We start from the raw sequence: 22,435 nt of genomic DNA on the forward strand, positions 1-22,435 counted from the left end.
GACAGCCCGTTGTTCACGACACCCGCCTACGAACCCAAATCCCCTTCGCGCAGCCGTGATTAGCGGGTAGTGGCTCGAACTTGCGACAAGGGGCAGAGTCCGGTCGTACGCGTGCCGGGAGCGCCTTAAGGAGCGCTCTGCATCATAAGGGATCGCCAGTATCTTAGCGGAAGTGATCCGTCGCTTTTCTTCTCTGATATCCCTGCAAACGAAAACGGCCCCGTCGCAAGACGGGGCCGTTTTGATTGTTTCTATCCGGGCTCGCTTAGCTGAAGCGACCGGCGGCGTGGGCGAGCATCGTATAGACCTTGCCGGTATCCGACGTCAGGTAGGTCTGGGTGATGCGCTTGTCCGGGTCGTTGCGGGCGACATCTGCGAGCAGCTTCTCGAAATCTGCGATGTAGCGATCGACAGCGGTGCGGAATTCCGGCTCGCGGTCGTACTTGCGCTTGATCTCGTCGAAGGTCTGCTGGCCCTTCAGCGTGTAGAGGCGACGCGTAAAGACGTCGCGCTCGCCGCGCTGGTAGCGGCGCCACAGATCGACCGACGCATCATGATCGATGGCGCGGGCGATATCGACCGAAAGCGAGTTCAGCGATTCAACCACGTGGCGCGGGTTGCGGCTGTCGCCGGCCCGTGCCGTCGGCTGAGCCTCGGCCGGACGCTGCGGCGCGGGCGAGGGTGCTTCTTCGCGCGACGCCGCACGGAGCAGGTCACGCATCCAGCCACCACCTTCGGCGACCTCGTTGCTCACAGCCTGCGTCGGCGCCGGCTGGCGAACGGCGGGCTGCTCGATACCGAGGCTGCCGCGCAGCGCCGGTGCCGGTTCCTGACGGCGCGGCTGCTCGATGACGGGCTGCTGCGCTACAGGCTGCTGTGCCACCGGCTGGGGCTGCGGCTGTGCGACCGGTTGCGGCTGCGGGGCTGCCTGCTGCTGCACCGGACGGGCGACCGGAGCGGCGGCCGGCTGCTGGCGCAGCGGCTGGGCCACTTCGAGCTGCGTCGAGGACTTGCCGATGATGTCGGACAGTTCCTGCAGCGCCTTGATCTGCTCGCCGACGGCACGGCGCATGACGGCCGCATTTTCCTTGGCTTCTTCCGGCAGGTCGAAGGCGCCGCGCTTCAGCTCTTCGCGGGTCATGTCGAGTTCCTTGCGGATCTCGCCAGCCGAGCGACGGATCTCGTCAGTCGCGCCGCTGAAGCGGCCGATCGCCTCGTCGATTGCGACGCGAACGGCGTCACGCAGCTGGTCTGCGACGCCATCGGACTTCTTGCCGCTTTCGGCAAGCATGCGCTCGATGTCGGACACCGAGGCCGCAACGCTGCCGCGCAGACGCGAGGCGACTTCCTTGGAGCGCTCCTCGGCATTGGCAAAGGCACCCTCGATCGAGGCACCGGCATCTTCACCGACCTTGGCGATCGCCTGGCGAAGGGCTTCCGATGCGCCGAGCGCACGGCCTTCGACGGAGGAGAGCGTCTTGTTGACGTCGGCAAACGAGGTCTCGACGCCCGAGCGAAGCGTGTTGGCGATCTGGCGCGAACGCTCTTCGGCACGGCTGAAGACCTGCTCGACCGAGGCGCCGGCTTCGTCACCGGCCTGGGCGAGCGTGTTGCGCATCGATTCAGCAGCTTCCGCCGCGCGCTGTTCGGCGCTCGTCAGCAGGCGACCGACATCGGCGAAGGACTGCTGGATGCCGCTGCGCAGGTTTCCGGCAACGTGGCCCGAGCGTTCTTCGGCCCGCTGGAAGGCGCCGTCGACGAAGCCTTCGAGCGCACGCATCGTGCGTTCGATCTCTTCCGAGCGCTGGACGAGGCCGACCGACAGGGTGCGAAGCGCATCCTGGCGTTCCTCGAGCGTGCTGACGAGGTTCGACTGGGCCGCGCCGAGCAGGTCGGAGGCCTGGCCGAGAACGCGCGAGTGGTCTTCGAACCGGCCGACAATGCCGCCGATCTGCGACAGGGTCGAGGCGGAGATATCGGAGAGCTTGTCGACCTTGCCTTCGATGAGGCGGGTGGAGGTCGACAGCATGTCGGAGGCCTGACGGGTCGATTCCGACACGCGGGCGATCGTCGATTCCAGACGCTGGTCCATTTCGCCGAGGTTGCTGCTCGCCTGGTCGATGACCGTGGCAATGGCCGCATTGTTGTTGGCGAGCTGGTCGATCAGGCCAAGGGCGGTCGACTGCAGACGGTTTTCGACCATCTTCATCGCCTTTGCCGTCTCTTCGGCGCGGTAGGAGATCGCGTTCAGCGTCTCGCCCGTGCGCTCGGCGATGGCGTTGACGAGGGCGGCGTTTTCCGCACGCAGGCGGTCGGCGCTTTCCTGTGTCACCGCAGCGATGCGCTCGGCTGCCTCGCGGCCGGTGGCGGCATACTGGTCGATGACAGGGCGTGCCTGCTCGTCGATCAGGCGCGAGAGCTCCATCGAGCGGCCGGCGAGCATCGAGTTGAGTTCGCGGGTGCGCTCGTCGAGCGTGGTGCGGATTGCTTCGCCACGGGCTTCCAGCGCCTTCTCCGTATTGCTGAGGCCCTGGTGGATGTTGTCGGCGTGGTTGGCGATCTGGCTGTGCGTTGCGGCCAGCCGTGCGCTTGCGGTGTCGGCCGCGTCGGCGATCGAGCGGGCAAGCTCGGCATGACGTGCAGCGGTCGCTGCCGCCTTCTGCTCGATCGAGTTGGCAAGCTCGGCGTGGCGCGCGGCGGTGGCGGCTGCCGTCTGGTCGATCGTGTTGGCGAAGTCTGCCTGGCGAGCGGCAAGTGCGGAGGCGAAATCGTCGCCTGCCTTCGACAGCAGCCCGGCCGAGCGGACAGCTTCCGCGTCGATTTCCTGAGCTGCACCGCTGATGGCGCCGCGCAGGCTGTTCACAAGGCCGGCGGCCTTGTCTTCCATGCGCAGTGCCTCTGCGTCGAGTTCCTGGGCGACGTCGCCAACGGCGCTGCGAAGCGTGTTGACGAGGCCGGCAGCCTTGTCTTCCATGCGCAGCGTTTCTGCGTCGAGTTCCTGCGCGACATCGCCAACGGCGCTGCGGAGCGTGTTTGCGAGACCGGCTGCCTTGTCTTCCAGGCGCACGGCTTCGGCATCGAAGTCCTCAGCCACGCCGCCGACTGCGCTGCGCAGATTGGCGACGATGTCGGACGTCTTGCCTTCCAGGCGATTGGCTTCAGCGTCGATATCCTGCGTTGCCTCGTGAACGGCGCCGCGCAGGCTGGTGACCAGAACGGCCGCCTTGCCCTCGATCGTGCGGTTGACGTTATCTAGGCCGATGTTGAGGGCACGATCCATGGTGCCGAGGCGTTCGGCGATGCGTTCCGCACCGGACTCGATGGCGCCGGTGATCCGGGTTGCCGCAACTTCGCTCATGCGGTCGATGTCGCCAGCGCGGTCACCAAGGCTGTCGGCGATCCGCTGTCCGGCGCCGTCGACGATCTGGTTGACGCTGCCGACGCTGTCGCGGACCCGATCTTCCAGCGAGCTGAGGCTGACTTCCAGGCGCAGGCCGGTATCGTCGACCAGGGTGTTGACGTCGTTGACGCTGCCGCGGATGCGGTCCTGAAGGACGCCGAGGCTGTTTTCGATCAGTGCACCGGTCTCGCCGACGATCGCGTTGACGCCGCTGACGCTGCCACGGATACGGTCTTCGAGCGCGCTGAGGCCACCTTCGACACGGGCCGCCGCATCATCAACGACGGAGCCGACATTGGTGACGCTGCCGCGAATGCGGTTTTCGAGGGCACCGAGATTGCTCTCGATCCGTGCGCCGGTGTCGTCGACCACGGCGCCGACATTGCCGACGGTGCCACGAATACGGTCTTCGAGGACGCCAACGCGGGTCTCGAGATGCATGCCGGTTTCGTCGACGATCGAGCTGATGTTGCCGGCGCTCTCGCGCATGCGCTCTTCGAGTGCGCCGAGGCTGGTTTCAACGCGCATGCCGGTATCGTCAAGGCGATCGTTGAGGCCGTTGATCGACAGGTCAACGCGGTTGGTGAGGCTGTCGGCCGCCAGGCTGATCTGGTTGGCGGTTTCGGCCAGGCGCTCGGCAATATGGCCCGTGGTCGAGCGCATACGGCTGTCGAGCACTTCGCCGCTGCGGTCGATGGCGCCGGCGAGTGCCGACTGGCGTTCTTCGAGCGACATTTCCAGCATGCCGGCGCTGGTGGCGAGCGTCGTGGCGATCGCGGTCGACTGATCGGCAAGCATGCCTTCGAGCTGCTCGCGGCCCTGGCCGACGGCAAGGTTGATGGCGTTGATGCGGTCGTCGAGCGTGACGCGGATCTGCTCGTGCGTGGACGAGAGCGTATCGCGCAGGTGCTCGGCGCGGCCGCTCAGCGTCTCCTCGATTTCCGCTGCCTTTCCGGCAAGCGACGCGGTCGCTTCGGTGGTGCGCGCCGTCAGCGCATCGGCGATGTGCGCGCTGGTCTCGGTCAGCGTATCGGAGATCTTGCTGACACGGCCGCTCAGATCCTCGGCGATGCGGGCACTCGTCTGGGTGAGCGTATCGGAGATCAGGCTGACGCGGCCGCCGAGGTTTTCTGCGATCGTGTTGACGCTCTCGGAGAGCTTCTGCTCGATATCACCGACACGGTCGGTCATGGTTTCGGCGACGGCGGTTGCCCGGAAGGTCAGGCTGTCGGCCACGTCTTCGGCGTGACGGCTCAGCGTATTGGCCATCTCGTTGGCACGCGACGACATCGTCGAGGTGATGGCGGCGGCGCGCTCGGCGAGTACGCCGTCAAGCGCCGTCGTCTGGTTGGTGAGCGCGTCGGAGATCGCTTCGCCGCGTTCGGAAAGAACGCGCTCCAGCCGGTCGGCCGTGCCGCTGACGGCGGTGTCGATCGAGTCTGCGCCCATGGAGAGGATCGTCGAAAGCGCGAGCGTGCGTTCCGACAGGGTGTTATCGAGGCGGTGCTGGCTGGCAGCGATCGCGCTGGTGATCTCGTCGGTCGAGCCGTGCAGGGTCTGCTCGATGCGGGCGTGCGCGGCCTGCAGGCCGTCGACGAAGGCAGCGGTACGGCTGTCGAGACCTTCGGTCAGGCGCTGTTCGCTCGTCGTCAGTGCGCTCGAAAGTGCGTCCGCACGCTGGCCGAAGCCGTTTTCGATGCGGTCCTGTGCCTGGGTGAGGGCACCCATGAGGCCGCTGGTCTTTTCGGAGAGCACGCTGTCGATGCGGGTGTGCGCATCGCCGATCATGTTGCCGAGTTCCGTGGTACGGCTCGCAATCGTCTCTTCGATGAAGTCCTGGGTCGCGCCGAGCGTGGTCGCAAGCGTCAGCGACTGGTCGGAAAGGGCCGAGCCGATCTTCTCGATGCTGCTGTCGAGTGCGCCGCCGATCGCTTCCGAACCGCCGGAGACGGTCTCGTTGATGCGGTGCAGGCTTTCCATGAGCTTGGTGTCGAGCAGGCTCGCACGCTTGTCGAAGGCGGAGGCAAACTCGTGGAACCGCTCGTCGAAGGCGGTTGCGAGCTGGCCGACGGTCGTCTGCAGCTTCTCTTCAAAGAAGCCGCCGCGAAGGTCGAGGTCCATGATCGCGTCGTCGGCGCTGGAGCGCAGGCTCTGGCGGAAGCTCGCGCCCTTTTCGTCGAGCGTGGCGTTGAGCGAGGCGAGCACGTGGTCGAGGCCACCGGTGATGGCGTGCTGGCCGACGCTCAGGCTTTCGTTGAGGTCGCGGGTGCGGGCGATCAGTGTTTCGTTGAGCTGGCGGGCGCGTTCGTTGAGCGCCGCATTCAGCTTCTCGGTGCTGGCGTCAAGCGAGGAGGCGCGCGTTTCGAACTGGCTGAGCAGGTCTTCGCCGCGCTTCGTCAGCGTGTCGCTGAGCTGGTCAAGCCGGGTGTCAAATTCAGTGCTGAGACCGAGGCCGGCAGCGGTCAGGCCCGAAAGCAGCGCATCGGTGCGGGTCGTCAGCATGCTGCCGATCGACTGCAAGGCGCCGTCCGATTTCTCGCTGAGGGCAGCCGCGCGGGTGTCGATCAGCGAGGCAAAGGCTTCGCCCGAAATTGCAATGCGCGAAGCGATGTCTTCGCTCGCCTGTTCCAGGTCGTCCTTCAGCTTGCCATGCGCACCGGAGATGGCCGAACGGATACGCTCCGAATGGCCGATGATGGCTTCGCGCTCAAGCCCGAGTTCCTGCACCAGGGTGCGCACGCGCAGTTCGTTTTCGCTGTAGCTGCGTTCGAGCGCGTTGACCTCGGAATGAACCAGCGTTTCGAGTTCGGTGGCGCGGGCAATCGTGCGTTCGATGCCTTCGTTCATCGCCGAGACTTCGCGACGGACGGCCTGGCCGACCGTCATGACGCGATCGGCAGCAGCCGTTTCCGGCTCGGCAAGGCGCAGGGCGACTTCCGCCATCGAGCGCGCTGCGTTGCGCAGTTCCTGCGCGCGGGCGATCATGATGGCAAAGGAGAAGAAGAGCATGATCGGCAGCACGATGCCGATCGCGACGCCGACGGCGCCAGGGGTGGCGGCAAGGTCGCTCAGCGAACGGATCTGCCAGATCTGCGGCCCGTAAAGAAGGTTGGCGACACCGAGGCCGGCAACCGCCCAGATGACGGACACCAGCGCAGCAACGCGGATCGCGGCGCGATTGGAGCGCACGTCGAGCGCACGCAGCATCGCAGCCGGCGAACGGCGACCATCGTCGTTGGCGGCGGAAAGGGACGGGGACTTGGGCGCAGGTTCCGGAGCGAGCGTCTTGGCCGCTTCTGCAGCACGCGCCCCGCGGGACTGTTCCGGCTGGGGCCGTGCTTTCTTATTCTGATCGGGCGTCGCCGCCTGATTGGTGGGCTGAGACACATTTTCCTCCGGATCATCCAAGGAAGTCTTGTCATTCGGGCTCGATGCAAGCTCGTCGAAATCAATCTTCAGGGCAGCTTCCAGAGCCTGGAACGCCTTTTCGTCGATCGACTCATTGCTCTTTTTCGTCGCCATAGGGATACGCCTCATTACCTTTTGCCCAGAACGGAAAGCGCCTCTGGCCCGTTAGCGGGCAGGGTCTCTTCCTCATGGGCGGTGACGGCAAGATACGCGCATCGGATCTACGCAATACCCTACTGATCACCCACTGCATTGCCTCGACGGATAGTCGCATTTGTGGCCGAATGGGACCACGCGTCGAGCTTATCCACCGGAACGGTTGCCATTTTCGTACGCGGGTCCGTTCCTAAGCGTATCGTAGTGACACATTAGCTGGGTTCTTACAATTAAGAGCGCTTGGGGTTGATTAAAATCCTAATGAAATCTTAATGCAATGCAGGTCTAAAAGCCGGAAAAGATAAGGAAATCAGAGAGTTTAACGGACGTTAACCATTTTCCCAAAATACTGCCTATATTGCGCCCGGATTTGAGCCAATAGGTGCCGGAGCCCGCCGAAGATGGAAGTCTGAACAGTGCGGGCGGCGGCACCGCTCCCGATGAAGCGATGCCGGAAACAGGCCAACATCAAACAAACAATAGGGAAATTGGCTCATGGCGGCCCTCAGGATTGCCTTTGAAGCCCCGGATAGTCCGGGAAACTCTTCTGCGTCAGGCAAAAAGCCGATCGACTTTGCTCACCTCGCCGTCCAGACGATGGGTGACAAGGCGCTCGAAATCGAAGTGCTGCAACTCTTTGCGCGCCAGGCGCGCCAGGTCTTGAAGGAAATCGCCGAAGGCGAGGGCACGCCCCGTGCCCAGGCAGCCCACCGGCTAAAGGGCGCAGCCCTTGCTGTTGGTGCCGTCGACGTTGCAAGCGTTGCCGGCGCGATCGAACACAATCCGGCCGAAGCCTCGCTCTGCGACCAGCTCGCATCGGCCGTGCTCGAAGCCGAGCTCTTCATTCTGAAGCTCTGCCGCTAGCGGCTCCCGAGCAGACAGGGGGCCTAACCGACCCCTGTCTGTCGCACGATGCCCGCGCCTCGCATAGAGGGCGCCGTGCCGGCAGCCATTGCTACCGGCGCGATCTGCGGCGACGCACAGAATGACGGCCGTTGTTGACTGGCCGGCCGATTTGTTGGAAGAACTTTCCCTGAATTTGCGCCCGCGGGGTTCTTTTCTCAACAGGCCTTGCGCCCGGCCAATCCACCAGTTCATTCCGGAAAGAGACATGACAAAACTTACGATCGTTGCCTTTGATGGCGCGCGCCACGAACTTGATGTCGAGAACGGCTCGACGGTCATGGAAAACGCCGTTCGCAATTCGGTTCCCGGCATCGAAGCGGAATGCGGCGGAGCCTGCGCCTGTGCGACCTGTCATGTCTATGTCGACGATGCCTGGGCTCAGACCGTCGGCGCTCCGGAAGCCATGGAAGAAGACATGCTGGACTTTGCCTACGACGTCCGGCCGACGTCGCGGCTTTCCTGTCAGATCAAGATGAGCGATGCGCTCGACGGTCTCGTCGTGCACGTGCCGGAGCGCCAGGCCTAACGCCTGCGTCCCACGCCCCTTCCTTCAGGCCTCCGCACAAAAAAAGCGCCTCGCCGGTCGTTGGACAAGCGAGGCGAGGAGGGCGCATCGCATACAGATGAGGGAGGGAACATCTGCTGCACCAAGACACGCCAGGAGAACCCGTTCCGGCTCCGCTGTTCGATTTCTTCTTTTTCTTTTCAAGTGAACAACGTTGCGCAATTCAAAGTAAAGGCAACATCTAAGCTTTTCGCGCCGCAATCGCGTCGCGCATAACCTATTCAATTTGTGGGGCTAGTCTTTGTCCCGGCCCCTCTCTCATTGGTTTGAATATAGATGAGTCGCCGGCCGGCAGCCATCGTTATATTTCACCAATAAAATACTGTGGGTATTGCCGCTGAAATGGCCCGAGCCGTGACTATAGTCAGGCTCTTCTTCTGGGTTCCGGCTTTGCTATCTACTGTTGCGCTTTCTTCAGCGTCTCCAGCCTGTATTGCAGAAGACGGATCATGCGCTTGTCGAAGTTGGCGGCTTCGGTGCGGTCGAAGCGAGCCTGATCCTTGTCATGCGCCTCTATCGCGGTTGCGCTGACGCGGGCAACGCTTTCCTGCATCTCTTCGCACGTGTCCTGCGGCTTCAACGCCAGGAACATCTTCTCCATCCGCCGCGCGTGATTGCGGGCGATTTCCGCGTGGCGCTCCTCGTGGCGTTTGATGTCGCTCGACAGTGTGTCCCACACGAGGGCGAGGTCGCGTCCGGCCTGGCGGCGATACTTCCATTTGGGCAGAATGATGCGCGTGTTGAGAGTGACGCGGGCCGAGCCGACGGCGCAGCGTCCGTTGCGGCTGACATAGGTGATCGAGCCGCCGAACTTGATGCGGGTCGCGCCCGGATGCCGTGCGCCGGTCGATTTCATCATCGGGCCGCTGGCCGAGAGTGCCTTGTCCAGTTCTTCCGCAGTCCGGCCGCCGATCGAAAAATAGGAGAAGCTCTTGTTCACCACGGTTTCGCCCGAGGCCGTGCCAAGCGGGGCGGCAACCAGGAGAGCAAGAAGGGCGACTTTGAACGGGACGCGTACTCGGGACATCAATGCGTGGTTCTCTTCGGTTGAACTTCGATCAAGCTTGGGGCATAGCCAGCGCCGGCGCAACAGCAAAACGATGGCTCCCGGCCGTATGCGGATGGTGAGGGAAAATGACTTACAATCCATTTCAGAAATTTAGCTGGAAGCTGGCGCATGGACGCAGCCTCGAACTGGGGCCGCGTGGCGTTTTGATGGCGATCGTCAATGTTACCCCGGATTCTTTTTCCGATGGCGGCCGTTTTATCGATGCCGTTGCCGCGGTGGCGCAAGGGATGCGCTGCCTGGAGGAGGGCGCCTTGATCCTCGATATCGGCGGTGAATCCACACGCCCCGATGCGGCGCCCGTCAGCGCCGAGGAAGAACAGGCGCGGATCCTGCCTGTCATCGCAGCGCTTGCCCGTGATACCGATGCGCTGATTTCCGTCGACACTTACAGAGCCTCGACCGCCCAGCTTGCGGTCGACGCCGGCGCGCATATCGTCAACGATGTGCACGGCCTTCAGCGCGAACCCGACATTGCCACTGTCGCCGCCAAGAGCGGCGCTGGCATCTGCGTCATGCATACGGGCCGGGGCCGTGAAAAACTCGCAGACGTGATCGCCGATCAGTTTCATTTTCTCGACCGGTCGCTCGAGATCGCGGCAGCTGCCGGCGTGGAGCGGGATCGCATCATTCTCGATCCGGGCTTCGGCTTCGCCAAGGACACGGATGAGAACCTGGAATTGATGGCGCGCTTCGCAGAGTTGCACCGTTTCGAGCTGCCATTCCTGGTCGGAACGTCGCGCAAGCGCTTCGTCGGCGCGGTCAGCGGCCGAGAGGCGGCCGATCGCGACATGGCGACGGCCGCGACAACGGCGCTTTTGCGCGTTGCCGGCGCCTCAATTTTCCGCGTACACGATGTCGCAAACAGCAAGGATGCACTGGCGATGGCGGATGCTATGCTGCACGCCAGAGCGAGGTGAGATTTTCTCGTCCGCATTCCGCCTGAACCTGTGACTACCAATCACGCGCATGACTGCTGAGCGGCTCGACCGCGCAATCATGGCGATCCAAGAAAGCCGATGGGACTGAGAAGCATGAGCGCGACCTATATCATCACCCTCAAGAACTGCGCCTTCTTCGCGCGCCACGGCGTCTTCGACGAGGAGGAGCTTCTTGGTCAGCGCTTCTTCGTCGATGCCGAGCTCGAAGTCGAACAGGGAACGGCGCTGGTCGACGACTCGATCGAAGACACCGTGCATTACGGCATCGCCTTCCAGGAGATCGAGCGCATCGTCACCGGCCGCCGCCGCTATCTGATCGAGGCGCTGGCGCTGGAAGTGGCCAAGACGCTCTGCGTGCGCTTCCCGCAGATCAAGCGCGCCAAGGTGTCGATCCGTAAGCCGAATGCGCCGGTTCCGGGTGTGCTCGATTATGTCGAAGTGACGGTCGAGCATGTCGTCTGAGGTGAGCTGGCGGGCAGCGACACTCGGGCTTGGCGGCAATCTCGGCGATCCCCGCAAGGCGATGGCCGAAGCGCTTCGCCTGCTCGATGCCCGCGACGACTGCGTGATCAAGGCCGTCTCGCGCCTTTATCGCACGCCGCCCTGGGGCAAGACGGACCAGGCCTGGTTCTACAATGCCTGCGCCAAGGTCGACACGACGCTCGAGCCCGAAGCCCTGCTCGACGCCTGCCTTGATATCGAACGGTCGATGAAGAGGGTTCGCGACGAGCGCTGGGGGCCGCGCACGCTCGACATCGATGTGCTGACCTTCGAGGGCGTGGCGCAAGCGGGCGGGCGGCTGGAGTTGCCGCATCCGAGGATGACCGAGCGCGGTTTCGTACTGATGCCGCTTGCCGATTTCGCCGCCGACATGGCTGTTGGCGGCCGTCCGGTCGGCGACTGGCTGCAGCAGGCTGACGTCGCAGGCATCGAGGTTGCGGATGGTGACGTGAGCTGGTGGCGCGCAGGCGCCTGAACAGGACCGCAACGTAATCCACAGACGACAAAGCCCCGGTCGATGCCGGGGCTTTGACGTTTAATCGGGTGTTGAACGTTACTTGATGGAGCCGACAGCGATCGCGTCGATCTGGCGGTTGAGGCTGACGCCGATGACCGGCACCATCGTTTCTTCGACCTTGACCGAAATGGTGATGTTCATCGTCTGGTCGTCCTGCAGACGGGCGATCATGGCGCCATTCAGCTTCTTGCGATTGATGCCGACGACGACCTTGTCCTTGGCGACGTTGCCGGAAATGATATCCAGGCCCTTGCCCTCGGCGCCGTCGAGAAACTTGCCGGTATAGGTGTTGCCCTTCTGTGTGATCAGCGCCGACATCGGCTGCTTGAACACGCCGACGCGGCAGAAGCCGTCGAGCTTGATGCCGGTGTCATCGCCAGCAACCGGTTCGCCCGAGAGATCGCAGGTGAACTTGGTGCCCTTGTACTTGCCCGCGACGATCTCGCCCGGGCCCTTCCACTGGCCCGCGACCTTCTCGAAAAAGACCTTGTCCTTGGCGCCGGAAAAAGCCGGTGTCGCAAGGCCGACGGTGGCTGCAAGCGCGAAGGCGGCAGCGCCGCGAGCGATCAAAGAAGGGCGCGAGAACATAAACGATCCTTGATGGGTCAACGTCCGAAACTGAAAGCCACATTTGCGCGCAAATGGTTAACGGACGGTTTCTGCGCGGTGCGCGGCGCGGCTTCTTTGTGGCCGAAAAGCGGATTGACCACAGCATTTTTGGCTTAGGAAATACAGTGGGTTGGCGGATTTCGGCGAGCATTGTGCGGGGACATGAAACTTGCCCCAATCGCGCTACGTATAACCATGGGAAACGGGAGATTTCCATGGTTATAGCAGGACATGATTCCGAATCGACCGCGTCAAACGCACAGCAGAGCCTGGCGATATCGCGGCACCGGCTGACAACCCGGCTTACCCATTGGGGATGGGCCGGCGCGCTGTTCTTTCTGTTTCTCAGCGGCCTGCAGATCTTCAACGCGCACCCGGCACTCTATGTCGGGCAGCAGTCGGGTTTTGCCTTCGACAACAGCATCCTGTCGATTGGACCTGTTCGCGAGCGAAGCGGCGAGGTTCGCGGCCTGACGACAGTCTTGGGGCTGAGCGTTGACACCACCGGTGTCCTGGGCGTCAGCGGGCCGGAACAGGAGCGGGCCTATCGGGCTTTTCCGGCCTGGTTGACCTTGCCGTCCTACCAGGACCTCGCCACCGGCCGCGTCGTGCACTTCTTCTTCGCCTGGATGTTTGCCGTCGTCTATTCCATCTGGCTGGTCGCAAGCACGATCAACGGTCACCTGCGGCGGGACATTCTTCCCGCTTTGGCCGACATCCGCGCCTTGCCCGCGACCTTCATCGCGCATCTGCGGTTGCGCTTCGAACATGACGGGCGTTACAACAGCTTGCAGAAACTCTCCTACGGCATTGTTCTCCTGGTCTTTTTTCCTCTCATGATCGCGACAGGGCTGACGATGTCGCCGGGCATGGACGCCGGCTGGCCCTGGCTGGTTCAACTCTTTGGCGGCAGGCAGACGGCCCGCACGATCCATTTCGTCGTGATGCTGCTGCTCGTCGGCTTCTTCACTGTGCACATCGCCATGGTTTTTGCCGCTGGTCCAATCAACGAGATGCGGTCGATGATTACTGGGCGTTATCGCATCAGGCGTTCGGTGGACCGGGGAGGAAGGACATGAGCGCGTTCGTCCTCAGTCGCCGGCGCTTCCTGGCGGCGGCGGGGGCGACGGCCTCGTCGTTGCCGCTTGCCGGGTGCGACGCGCTCGATGGCCTCGTTGGCAACGGCAGTCGCGTGCGCGACTTTCTCGCATCCGCCAACAGCATTACTTACCGAGCACAGCGGCTGCTGGTGCCGGCTGATCGGCTGGCGCCGGAATTTGCCGAGAGCGAGATCCGGCAGGGGCAACGACCGAACGGCTCCACCGACCCGGGTGATGCGACCTATCTCGCGCTGAAGCAGGACGCCTTTGCCGGATACCGGCTTCGTGTTTCCGGCCTGGTCGAGCGACCGCTTCACCTGACGCTTGCAGAACTGCGAAACATGCCGTCGCGCACCCAGATCACTCGACACGACTGTGTCGAGGGCTGGAGCTGCATCGCCAAGTGGAGCGGCGTTGCCCTTACTCGCGTCCTCGATGAAGCCCGGGTGAAGCCCGAGGCGCGTTACGTGGTCTTTCATTGCTTCGACAGCATGCCGCTCGGCCTTGGCGGCTCGGTCGCCTATTACGAATCGATCGATATGCTCGATGCGCATCACCCGCAAACGATCCTCGCGTATGGCCTGAACGGCGCGGCTTTGCCGGTCGCTAACGGTGCTCCACTGCGCGTCCGGGTCGAACGCCAGCTGGGTTACAAGATGGCGAAATACATCAAGGCGATCGAAGTCGTTGCCGATCTCGCGCCCTTCGGTCGAGGGCGCGGCGGCTATTGGGAAGATCTCGGCTACGACTGGTATGCGGGGATCTAGTTTTGCTACCGCGCTATTTCTCGCCGCTTTCGCCAATCACGCGTCCGGCGCCGGGGCTGAGGTCGGCGAGAAAATCACCGATCCCGGGACGCTTCAGCGCGCGAAACGGCATCGGGCGGCAAAGGTCCATCGCGGCGATGCCGATGCGTGCGGTCATCAGGCCATTGATGACGCCTTCGCCCAGGCGCGCCGAGAGCTTCGAAGCCAGCCCGTGGCCGAGCACCTGCTGGATCAGGCTGTCGCCGGCGGCGATCGAGCCGGTGACGGCCAGATGAGCGATGACGTCACGCATCAGCCGCAGCAGACCGAGCGTGCCGGGGCGACCGCCGTAAAGTTCGGCCATGGCGCGGATCAGGCGGGCAGATTCGTAGAGGACGTAGCCGAGGTCGACGAGCGCCCGCGGGCTGACCGCCGTGACGATCGACACGCGCTTGGAAGCCGCGAGAATGAGGCGCCGCGCCTCGCGGTCGAGTGGGCTGAGCAGCTCGCGCTCGGTGAGTTCGATCACGTGCGGACCGTCGATGATCTCGCCTTCGCTTTCCTTCAGCCGTGTGCGCCCGCGCGCCGTCCGCGGATTGCTGGCCAGCAGATGGACGAGCTTTGCCTGCGCCGCGCGCGCGGGTTTCGCACTGGCCGAAGCGGCCGCCGCTTCCGTTTCCGCTTTCAGCTTCTGGATCGCCGTGAGCTGCATTAGCCCCGAAAATTCGCGGCCAACGACGATCAGCAGCGCCAGCAGTCCGATCGCGACGACGGCAAGTGCGGCGTAACCGAGCCAATCGGCACGCGCGAAGAGATCGCGAAGCAGGCGGTCGACCCAGAGGCCGGCAGCCAGTGACAGGATGATGCCGAGTGCGCCGGTCGCGATCTTGCCAACTGACAGGCGGCGCTTGCGAGGACTTGCTTCGGGCAAGGCGAGGGCCTCCACCGCAAGCGTGGTCTCACGGAAAGGGTCTTCCGCATCGGGTGTCAGCACCACATTGTCGTCGAAACTTGCGGGCGCGCGCCGCGCGCGCAGCTGCGGACGGGCCTCGGCGGGCTTGTCTTCGCCAACTGAAAAGGCGCCGGGACGGCGGCTGCGACCGTTGCTGTCGTCACTCATGCGAGCCGGTCTCCGAACAGGAATTGCATGGCCCGGTCGAGGCGGATATGCGGCACCGACAGTTTCAAGCCGCCGCCGGTTTCCTCAAGATGTGGCGGGCGGAAGCGAACAAAGCTGAGTTCCGGCAGCGGTTGAGCGCTTTCGAGATAGGTCGTCGCGCCGGACCGGGTCTCCATCGTCTTGAAAAGAACTTCAGGATCTTCCGGCAAGTCACCGGGAAATATCGCTGTTTTCCTTTCTCCATCGAAGATTTCGCCGTTGATCTTCTCGCCGGCGATCGGGGTGCCGACGATGACCGGCAGCGCATGGCCGTCGTGGTTGACGGTCGCTTCGCGGGTGGCCCGGACCGATGCGAGCGCCATGACCTCGAGGCCGGCGCCGCTCAATCCGATGCTTTCGGCGGCGCGATCGACGAGGCGCGCGGCGATGCGCTCCAGCCGGTCGTGGCTTTCGTGATGCAGGTGATCCGCCTTGGTTGCTGCGATCAGCACCTTGTCGATCCGTCGCGTCAGCAAGGACGAGAGCCAGCTGTTGGTCCCCGGACGGAAGCAGGCAAGTACGTCGGCCAACGCCTGCTCGAGATCGAGCAGCGCCTCCGGGCCGTTGTTGATCGCCTGCAGGGCATCGACGAGCACGATCTGCCGGTCCAGGCGCGCGAAATGCTCGCGAAAGAACGGGCTGACGACATGTTTCTTATAGGCTTCGTAGCGCCGCTCCATCATGGCCCAGAGCGAACCCTTTGGTGCGCGGCCCTCGGGTAGGTCCGGAAGCGGCGAAAAGGTGAGCGCCGGCGAACCTTCGAGGTCGCCCGGCATCAGGAAACGTCCAGGCGGCAGGGTCGAGGGCGAGCGTTCGTCCGCCTTGCAGGCCTTGAGATAGCCGGTGAAGCTCTCGGCGAGCCGGCGGGCGCTGCTTTCGTCGGCGGTCGCCGTCGAGCCAGCCGACGACGCAAGCGTCAGCCATTCGGCCGACAACTTCGCACGGCCAGGTGCACGGGCGCGCGCCACCGAATTGTTGCTGAACTCGCGGAAGTCCTGCGCGAGCAGGGGCAGGTCGAGCAGCCATTCGCCGGGATAGTCGACGATGTCGAGCGACAGCCGGCCCGGCGAGAACAGCCGGTTCCAGCCGCTGGCGCTCTCATATTCAAGGGTGATGCGCAGCTGCGAGATGGCGCGCGTGGAGTCTGGCCAGATGCGATCGCGCACCAGGGCTGCGATATGATCTTCATACTGGAAACGCGGCACGGCATCGTCGGGCTGCGGCTCGAGCCTGACCTTCGAGACCCGGCCCGAACGCACCGCCTCGAACACCGGCAGGCGCCCGCCGTTCAGCAGATTGTGCACCAGGGACGAGATGAAGACGGTCTTTCCCGAACGGGACAGGCCGGTGACGCCGAGCCGGATCGAGGGATTGACGAGGCCGGAGGCGCGGTCGGTGAGGTTGTCGAGCGCGATCAGCGCGTCGTCTTTGAAGCTGGTCAGGTTAGGCGCCAAGTCTTGGTCTTTCTTGCGGCGTGTTTCCCGGGGTCGTTCGCATCGTCAAGCCCGCCGAACGACGATCGGCTGCGGGCTGCCTCCGCGATATAGGCACTAATTGCGGCGCCGCAACGCGCACGTGTCAATTCTTCTTACGGTGCGCCTTCATGGCGTCGGCAACAGCAGCGATACCAGGCGGGCGGAGGTGGCGTCAGACGGCAGATCCAGAATGGCCAGGCCAGCCGGCGGATATCCATCGGGAAGCGCCTCGCGGGCGGCCTCGTCGCCCACCAGGTTGCAGAGCAATTGTTCGATCATCGGATTGTGGCCGACGAGCATCAGCGCGTTTACATGCCGGTGCGCATCGATGAGGTCGAGATAGATGCTCGTCGGACCGGAGTAGAGCGCATCGATGTAGCGGATATCCAGCTCTTCGCTGACCGTGCGGAAGAACGGCTCGGCCGTTTCGCGGCAGCGCACCGCCGTCGAACAGAGGATGCGGTCGGGGCGGATGCCCTGGTCTGCGGCCGTCTGGGCAAGCCGCTCCGCATCGATGTAGCCGACCTCGTCCAGCGACCGATCGAAATCGCGTTGGCCCGGCAGGGCCCAGCCGGAACGGGCGTGCCGCAGGAGGTAGAGGCGGAGAGCCTTGGGGGCGCTGTCTTGCATCGATCGGTTCCGGCGTTGCCTGCCGGTTGCAGCGACAGGGTAGAATTTTGCCGGCTTTCATGTCGGCCGGCAGACCGTCACCTTTCCCCGCACGCACCGTAAAGATCAAGCTGGCCGCCGTGATTTTTTCGGGGACTGCCGGTGCTGCGCTTTGCCGCGGTCGTTAATGGACGGTAAAATGGCGCAAACACGTCATTGTCACTTTTCAGCGAGCAGAGGCGGCGGCTTCGGTGGGCGCAAGTTGGAAATCAAGATCCGATGTGTAATTTTGATGAAATATTCGTCAGTTAGCCTGAAGCGCTAGCAACATTAAAATACGGTTGAGTGTCTGTTGCGAGGCTTGAATCACAGCTTCCATAGGTCTATACACCGCCGCAATGAGATGTTCTTCAGGAGAATCGCGTTGAGTGAGAAGATCGATCTTAGTACCTTCGTCCTTTCCGAGGACGATGAATTCATGAATGCCAACCACCGGGCGTACTTCCGGGCCAAGTTGAACGCTTGGAAAAACGACATCCTTCGCGAGGCACGCGAGACACTGGATCACTTGGCAGAGGAGAGCGCCAATCATCCGGATCTCGCAGACAGGGCTTCTTCCGAAACTGATCGGGCAATCGAGCTCAGAGCCAGGGACCGCCAGCGCAAGCTGATCTCCAAGATCGATGCGGCGTTGCAGCGTCTCGACGAAGGTACCTACGGCTACTGCGAAGAAACAGGCGAGCCGATCGGCCTGAAGCGACTGGACGCCCGTCCGATCGCGACCCTCTCGATCGAGGCGCAGGAGCGCCACGAGCGGCGGGAAAAGGTCTACCGGGACGAATAAGCTTTCGGGCTTTCGTAACAGTCTGAAAAAAGGCGCGGGTCAAACCGCGCCTTTTTCCGTTGTCCCGAATTTATTCCGAAGCATCGAAGCGGCTCTTCGCTTCGATGCCTGGGCTCAGACAAGTATCTCGCTGCCGTCGCGATGCCTGACGTCGCCGCCAGGCCAATGCGGCAATCAGGGCTTCCGCCCGGCGGAAATGTCGGCCAGCATGCGGTTCATCTCTTCTTCGATTGTCGGCTCCTTATGACCGCCGTCGGCGACAGGCGCGCCAAGCGTCGGCTCCTGACGGCCGGAATGGGCCGGCGCACGGTTTTCCGGAGTGACCGATGTTGCCGGACCCAGGCGCTGCAGGTCGCCGGTGATCTCCGCGTCGAGAAGGCGCTCGAAATCAGAAAGGGCGGTCGCAGGAGCCGGCTGCGGTTGGGGCTGAGGCTGCGACTGGATGATCGCTGCGGGGCGCTGAAGCTGCTGGGCCGGCTGCATCTGAATGGGTTGCGGCTGTACAGTCTGCGCCATTGCCACAGGGCGGTTCATGGCTGCATCGACGTTGACCGCGGGTGCTGCGACGGAGGTGATAGACGGGCTCTCGGGTGCGGGCTGGGCGACAGGGCGAGCGAGAGGGCGCTGCTCTGCAGCAAGGGCAGGTGCTGCCACCGGGCGCTGTTCGGCCGTAACGCGCATGGGCGCCACCGGCTCGACGCGAGCGACCGGCTGTTCCTCTGTCCGGGTGATGGGGCGAACTGGCGTCGCGACGACGGGTGCGGCCTGCATCGACGGCGCGGGCTGCTGAACGGGTTCCCTGACTGCCGGACGGCTTTCACCCACTGGTTCGGTCACCTTGCGTTCGATGACAGCAGAGCGTTCGCTGACGGCCGGGCGCTCGTCGCCGCCGGCGACGATCCGGCTTTCGATGACGATATCCGTCGGCCCGCCGATCATGATCAGGTGCTCGACATCGTCGCGGCGCACGAGCACGAGACGGCGCCGGGTGTCCACAGCGGCAGCATCGAGCACGGCCAGGCGCGGCTGGCGGTTCTTGCCGCCACGGATGAATGGCGAGGAAGGACGGTTGCGCATGATCCAGAGCACAGCCACGAGGCACAAAAGTCCAATCGCGACCGCTGCAGCGGCGACGACGAACCGGCTGCCGTTGTCGGCGATGATCGTTTCCATCATAGGGTGAACTCCTTCTGCCTTTCGAGTGGCAGTATTTGACGGCTTTTTTCGGGCTCGGACAAGCACTTCGCCGACATTCCCTGTGAATTGGCTCGAATGCTTCCGCACAGGTGCTTTTTGCTGTTATCTCTGATTGTTAAAGATGATTCTTGTCCGAATGATCGAGGGCGTGTCGGCTATGGCCGATTTTGCCCGGCGGTTTGAGCGGATGCCGGCCGGAAGGGCTGGGCCGCGCCGCGCGCGGCGCCGGCCGCGTAAGAGGACCCGATGACGAAATTGCGGCAGTCAGGCGACTACCAGATGCCGGTTGTTGACCGTGGCGTCAGGCCCGGAACCGTGCTGCGGATCGTGCTGCTCGCGATCGTCCTCACCGTCTCGGCCATCGCCTTCGTGATCTTCCGGAACCAGATGGAAAATGAGATCGTGCTCGGCATCCTCGGCGTTCTCGCCATGGTCGGCATCTTCTTTCTCGTGTCCTCGGTCATCGGCTTCATCGAGGTGATGCCGCAATCGCGCCCGGACGAACTGGCGCGTGCCTTTCTCGATGCGCATGAGGACGGCACGATCGTCACGGACCGGAAGGGCCGGATCATCTACGCCAACGCCGCCTATGGCGCGCTCACGGGCGCGAGGAACGCTGCCGGCATCCAATCGCTCGAAACGATCCTGTCGCGCAATCGCGAGGCGACGGAAGCAATCTACCGGCTGACCAACGGCCTGCACGAGGGCAAGCAGGGGCATGAGGAATTCCGCCTGCTGAAGCCGCTTGCGACCGGTGCGGCCACCGGCTCCGGCGCCCATTGGTTCCGGCTGAAGGCACGCGTGCTGCCGCTCGAAGACAGCGAGCGCAATCCGCTCTATCTCTGGCAGATCGCCGACATCACTGCCGAACGCGATGACCAGGAGCGCTTCTTCAAGGAATTGCAGAACGCGATTGATTATCTTGATCACGCACCCGCCGGCTTCTTCTCCGCCGGCCGCAAGGGCGAGATCTTCTATATCAACGCCACGCTTGCCGACTGGCTCGGCATCGATCTCACCAAGTTCCAGCCGGGCTCGATAAGTATCGGCGATCTGGTGGCCGGCGAGGGGCTGACGCTCGTCCAGGCGGTGCAGGCCGAACCGGGTCTGAAGAAGACCAAGATGCTCGACCTCGACCTGCGCAAGTTGAACGGCCAGAGCCTGCCGGTGCGCATGATCCACCGTGTCTCCTCGACCCGTGACGGCGCGCCCGGCGAAAGCCGCACCATCGTCATGTCGCGCGAGGGCGGCGAGGACAGCGACCAGTCGGCGTCGAGCGCAGCGATGCGCTTTACCCGCTTCTTCAACAATACGCCGATGGCGATCGCCTCGGTCGACGGCAATGGCCGGATCCTGCGCACCAACGCGCCGTTCCTGAAGCTGTTTTCCAGTCTCGTCTCGCAGGACGACGTCGAGCGCGGCGCGCTGATCGATGCCGTGGTGCACGAAACCGAGAAGCTTCGCCTGCACGACGCGCTGGCGGCCGCCAAGGACCGGCAGGGCGACATCGCGCCGATCGACGCGCTGCACCCGACCGATGGCGAGCGCCATTTCCGCTTCTACGTCAATGCCGTGATCGACCAGACCGATCAGGCGCCGGAGGAAGCGGCGATCATCTATGCGCTGGAGATTACCGAGCAGAAAGCGCTCGAAAACCAGATGGCGCAGACGCAGAAGATGAACGCCGTGGGCACGCTTGCCGGCGGCATCGCGCACGACTTCAACAACGTGCTGACGGCGATCCTGCTGTCCTCCGACCACCTGCTTCTGTCTGCCCGGCCGGCCGATCCGAGCTTCGCCGACCTGATGGAGATCAAGCGCAACGCCAACCGTGCCGCTGTTCTCGTGCGGCAGCTGCTTGCTTTCTCGCGCAAGCAGACGATGCGGCCGACGGTGCTCAACATGACCGACGTGATCGGCGACCTGCGCATGCTGGTCGACCGCATGACCGGAACGAACGTCAAGGTCGAGGTCGACTATGGTCGCGATCTCTGGCCGGTCCGGACCGATCTCGGCCAGTTCGAACAGGTGCTTTTGAACCTCGCGGTCAACGCCCGCGACGCCATGCCCCAAGGCGGCATCATTACACTTCGCACCCGCAATCTGCCGGCGGCGGAGGTTTCGGCCTTCGGACGCCGTGAGCTGCCGGAGGAAGACTTCGTGATGGTGGAAGTTTCCGACCAGGGAACAGGTATTGCGCCCGAAATCCTCGACAAAATCTTCGAGCCGTTTTTCACGACCAAGGAAGTGGGCAAGGGCACCGGTCTCGGCCTGTCGATGGTCTATGGCATCGTCAAGCAGTCGGGCGGCTACATCTATCCGGAATCGGAAGTGGGCAAGGGCACGACCTTCCGCATCCTCTTGCCGCGCCATATCGAGGTGCCGGTTGCGCCCGAGGAGCCCGCGCAGGCAGGCACCGGAACCGTTGCTGCGCCGGTGGTGCAGACGATAGCGGCTCCCGTGGTCAAGACCGAGGAGCCGACCGATCTCACCGGAGATTCGGCAGTCGTGCTGCTCGTCGAGGACGAGGAGGCTGTTCGCCGCGGCGGCAAGCGCATGCTGGAAACGCGCGGCTACACCGTCTACGAAGCGGGCTCCGGCGTCGAGGCGCTCGACATCATGGACGAGCTCAACGGCGCCGTCGATATCGTCGTATCCGACGTGGTGATGCCGGAAATGGACGGACCGACGCTCCTGACCGAACTGCGCAAGAAGTACCCGGACCTGAAGTTCATCTTCGTCTCGGGCTATGCCGAAGACGCCTTTGCCCGCAACCTGCCGGCGGATGCCAAGTTCGGCTTCCTGCCGAAACCGTTCTCGCTGAAGCAGCTGGCGGTATCCGTGCGCGAAATGCTCGATTCCTAGAGCCGTTGAACGCCAGAGGATATCGACCGGGGTCGGCGCTGGGTACGTTAGGCTTCCGCCCCTAGTCGTTCTGCTGCCTTGACCAAGGCCCATTGGCCGAGGCGCGCGTTGCCGACCAGCCGGGAGGAAGATCGGCTATCTCGTCAAGGTCGGTGTGGCGCTCGACGACCTCCGCCATCGCGACCACCAGCACTTTCGCCATGTCGATCGGTGCGCCATCTGTAAACGCCCATGAATGATCGTCTTCATGATGTGTTGCGACGAGAACCGGGTGCCCCGCGAGCACCGAGCGGCAGGTAACGCAGGCAACATCAGGTGCTTGATCAAACTTCCAACGCATCGTCAGCCTTCGCCAATGTAAAAAGCCCGGC

17 protein-coding genes are annotated in these 22,435 nt (G+C 63.5%); 9 read left to right on the top strand and 8 right to left on the bottom strand.

Going from position 1 to position 22,435, the window contains the following annotated elements; translation table 11 throughout:
- Positions 1-265 precede the first annotated feature (265 nt).
- The gene (locus tag ASD63_RS03920; RefSeq protein WP_034794624.1) at positions 266-6,922 is read right to left on the bottom strand and encodes a kinesin; all 6,657 of its coding nucleotides are present in this window, start codon (positions 6,920-6,922) and stop codon (positions 266-268) included.
- A 537-nt stretch (positions 6,923-7,459) separates the two neighbouring features.
- Here ASD63_RS03920 and ASD63_RS03925 point away from each other — a divergent pair.
- Positions 7,460-7,828 (top strand): Hpt domain-containing protein, encoded by a 369-nt coding sequence (locus tag ASD63_RS03925; RefSeq protein ID WP_034794621.1) that lies wholly within the window; start codon positions 7,460-7,462, stop codon positions 7,826-7,828.
- 247 nt (positions 7,829-8,075) lie between these two features.
- Positions 8,076-8,396, top strand: coding sequence for a 2Fe-2S iron-sulfur cluster-binding protein (locus ASD63_RS03930; RefSeq protein ID WP_034794619.1), 321 nt, complete (start codon positions 8,076-8,078; stop codon positions 8,394-8,396).
- A 436-nt stretch (positions 8,397-8,832) separates the two neighbouring features.
- Here ASD63_RS03930 and ASD63_RS03935 read toward each other — a convergent pair whose 3' ends face one another.
- Positions 8,833-9,462 (bottom strand): DUF922 domain-containing protein, encoded by a 630-nt coding sequence (locus ASD63_RS03935; protein WP_034794616.1) that lies wholly within the window; start codon positions 9,460-9,462, stop codon positions 8,833-8,835.
- Between the two features lie 107 nt (positions 9,463-9,569).
- On the opposite strand from ASD63_RS03935, the gene folP reads away from it, so the two are divergent.
- The 3 genes from folP (at position 9,570) to folK (ending at position 11,418) form a co-directional block, all read left to right on the top strand.
- A complete protein-coding gene (folP, locus tag ASD63_RS03940) occupies positions 9,570-10,421 on the top strand; it encodes a dihydropteroate synthase (RefSeq protein WP_034794612.1) in 852 nt (283 codons plus the stop codon).
- Positions 10,422-10,535: 114 nt separating this feature from the next.
- Positions 10,536-10,904 (top strand): dihydroneopterin aldolase, encoded by a 369-nt coding sequence (gene folB / locus ASD63_RS03945; RefSeq protein ID WP_034794609.1) that lies wholly within the window; start codon positions 10,536-10,538, stop codon positions 10,902-10,904.
- A complete protein-coding gene (gene folK, locus ASD63_RS03950) occupies positions 10,894-11,418 on the top strand; it encodes a 2-amino-4-hydroxy-6-hydroxymethyldihydropteridine diphosphokinase (protein WP_034794607.1) in 525 nt (174 codons plus the stop codon). Before folB ends, folK begins: the two co-directional genes overlap by 11 nt.
- Before the next feature lie 78 nt (positions 11,419-11,496).
- Here the strand turns inward: folK and ASD63_RS03955 are convergent, their stop codons facing one another.
- Positions 11,497-12,048 (bottom strand): hypothetical protein, encoded by a 552-nt coding sequence (locus ASD63_RS03955; RefSeq protein WP_034794604.1) that lies wholly within the window; start codon positions 12,046-12,048, stop codon positions 11,497-11,499.
- A 236-nt stretch (positions 12,049-12,284) separates the two neighbouring features.
- Between ASD63_RS03955 and ASD63_RS03960 the strand changes: the two genes are divergently transcribed.
- A complete protein-coding gene (locus tag ASD63_RS03960) occupies positions 12,285-13,148 on the top strand; it encodes a cytochrome b/b6 domain-containing protein (RefSeq protein WP_051659311.1) in 864 nt (287 codons plus the stop codon).
- Positions 13,145-13,936 carry a molybdopterin-binding protein gene (locus ASD63_RS03965; RefSeq protein ID WP_034794601.1) on the top strand — a complete coding sequence of 264 codons (792 nt, stop codon included), beginning with the start codon at positions 13,145-13,147 and terminating at the stop codon, positions 13,934-13,936. Before ASD63_RS03960 ends, ASD63_RS03965 begins: the two co-directional genes overlap by 4 nt.
- A 13-nt stretch (positions 13,937-13,949) precedes the next feature.
- On the opposite strand, the gene ASD63_RS03970 is transcribed toward ASD63_RS03965, so the two are convergent.
- The 3 genes from ASD63_RS03970 to ASD63_RS03980 form a co-directional block, all read right to left on the bottom strand.
- Positions 13,950-15,035, bottom strand: a complete 1,086-nt coding sequence (locus ASD63_RS03970; RefSeq protein ID WP_034794598.1) for a TIGR01620 family protein — start codon at positions 15,033-15,035, stop codon at positions 13,950-13,952.
- Positions 15,032-16,528 (bottom strand): YcjX family protein, encoded by a 1,497-nt coding sequence (locus ASD63_RS03975; RefSeq protein WP_034794595.1) that lies wholly within the window; start codon positions 16,526-16,528, stop codon positions 15,032-15,034. Before ASD63_RS03975 ends, ASD63_RS03970 begins: the two co-directional genes overlap by 4 nt.
- A gap of 147 nt (positions 16,529-16,675) precedes the next feature.
- Positions 16,676-17,179, bottom strand: a complete 504-nt coding sequence (locus tag ASD63_RS03980) for a histidine phosphatase family protein (RefSeq protein WP_034794591.1) — start codon at positions 17,177-17,179, stop codon at positions 16,676-16,678.
- 403 nt (positions 17,180-17,582) lie between these two features.
- Here ASD63_RS03980 and dksA point away from each other — a divergent pair, with 403 nt between their 5' ends.
- Entirely contained in the window at positions 17,583-18,002 is a 420-nt protein-coding gene (gene dksA, locus ASD63_RS03985; protein ID WP_034794589.1) for an RNA polymerase-binding protein DksA, read from the top strand.
- A 174-nt stretch (positions 18,003-18,176) separates the two neighbouring features.
- Here the strand turns inward: dksA and ASD63_RS03990 are convergent, their stop codons facing one another.
- A complete protein-coding gene (locus ASD63_RS03990) occupies positions 18,177-19,178 on the bottom strand; it encodes a flagellar biosynthetic protein FliO (protein WP_034794586.1) in 1,002 nt (333 codons plus the stop codon).
- Between the two features lie 267 nt (positions 19,179-19,445).
- Here ASD63_RS03990 and ASD63_RS03995 point away from each other — a divergent pair, with 267 nt between their 5' ends.
- Entirely contained in the window at positions 19,446-22,064 is a 2,619-nt protein-coding gene (locus ASD63_RS03995) for a PAS domain-containing sensor histidine kinase (protein WP_034794583.1), read from the top strand.
- A gap of 61 nt (positions 22,065-22,125) precedes the next feature.
- Here ASD63_RS03995 and ASD63_RS04000 read toward each other — a convergent pair whose 3' ends face one another.
- Entirely contained in the window at positions 22,126-22,404 is a 279-nt protein-coding gene (locus ASD63_RS04000; RefSeq protein ID WP_051659310.1) for a hypothetical protein, read from the bottom strand.
- Between the last annotated feature and the right edge of the window lie 31 nt (positions 22,405-22,435).

Source organism: Ensifer sp. Root558 (genome assembly GCF_001427045.1).
In the GTDB taxonomy this organism is placed as follows: Bacteria; Pseudomonadota; Alphaproteobacteria; order Rhizobiales; family Rhizobiaceae; genus Ensifer; species Ensifer adhaerens.

What these genes read in the sequence shown, in the direction of transcription:
- ASD63_RS03920 (WP_034794624.1), bottom strand. Translation starts at nt 6,922, where the DNA reads ATGGCGACGAAAAAGAGCAATGAGTCGATCGACGAAAAGGCGTTCCAG.
- ASD63_RS03925 (WP_034794621.1), top strand. Translation starts at nt 7,460, where the DNA reads ATGGCGGCCCTCAGGATTGCCTTTGAAGCCCCGGATAGTCCGGGAAAC.
- ASD63_RS03930 (WP_034794619.1), top strand. Translation starts at nt 8,076, where the DNA reads ATGACAAAACTTACGATCGTTGCCTTTGATGGCGCGCGCCACGAACTT.
- ASD63_RS03935 (WP_034794616.1), bottom strand. Translation starts at nt 9,462, where the DNA reads ATGTCCCGAGTACGCGTCCCGTTCAAAGTCGCCCTTCTTGCTCTCCTG.
- folP (WP_034794612.1), top strand. Translation starts at nt 9,570, where the DNA reads ATGACTTACAATCCATTTCAGAAATTTAGCTGGAAGCTGGCGCATGGA.
- folB (WP_034794609.1), top strand. Translation starts at nt 10,536, where the DNA reads ATGAGCGCGACCTATATCATCACCCTCAAGAACTGCGCCTTCTTCGCG.
- folK (WP_034794607.1), top strand. Translation starts at nt 10,894, where the DNA reads ATGTCGTCTGAGGTGAGCTGGCGGGCAGCGACACTCGGGCTTGGCGGC.
- ASD63_RS03955 (WP_034794604.1), bottom strand. Translation starts at nt 12,048, where the DNA reads ATGTTCTCGCGCCCTTCTTTGATCGCTCGCGGCGCTGCCGCCTTCGCG.
- ASD63_RS03960 (WP_051659311.1), top strand. Translation starts at nt 12,285, where the DNA reads ATGGTTATAGCAGGACATGATTCCGAATCGACCGCGTCAAACGCACAG.
- ASD63_RS03965 (WP_034794601.1), top strand. Translation starts at nt 13,145, where the DNA reads ATGAGCGCGTTCGTCCTCAGTCGCCGGCGCTTCCTGGCGGCGGCGGGG.
- ASD63_RS03970 (WP_034794598.1), bottom strand. Translation starts at nt 15,035, where the DNA reads ATGAGTGACGACAGCAACGGTCGCAGCCGCCGTCCCGGCGCCTTTTCA.
- ASD63_RS03980 (WP_034794591.1), bottom strand. Translation starts at nt 17,179, where the DNA reads ATGCAAGACAGCGCCCCCAAGGCTCTCCGCCTCTACCTCCTGCGGCAC.
- ASD63_RS03990 (WP_034794586.1), bottom strand. Translation starts at nt 19,178, where the DNA reads ATGATGGAAACGATCATCGCCGACAACGGCAGCCGGTTCGTCGTCGCC.
- ASD63_RS03995 (WP_034794583.1), top strand. Translation starts at nt 19,446, where the DNA reads ATGACGAAATTGCGGCAGTCAGGCGACTACCAGATGCCGGTTGTTGAC.
- ASD63_RS04000 (WP_051659310.1), bottom strand. Translation starts at nt 22,404, where the DNA reads ATGCGTTGGAAGTTTGATCAAGCACCTGATGTTGCCTGCGTTACCTGC.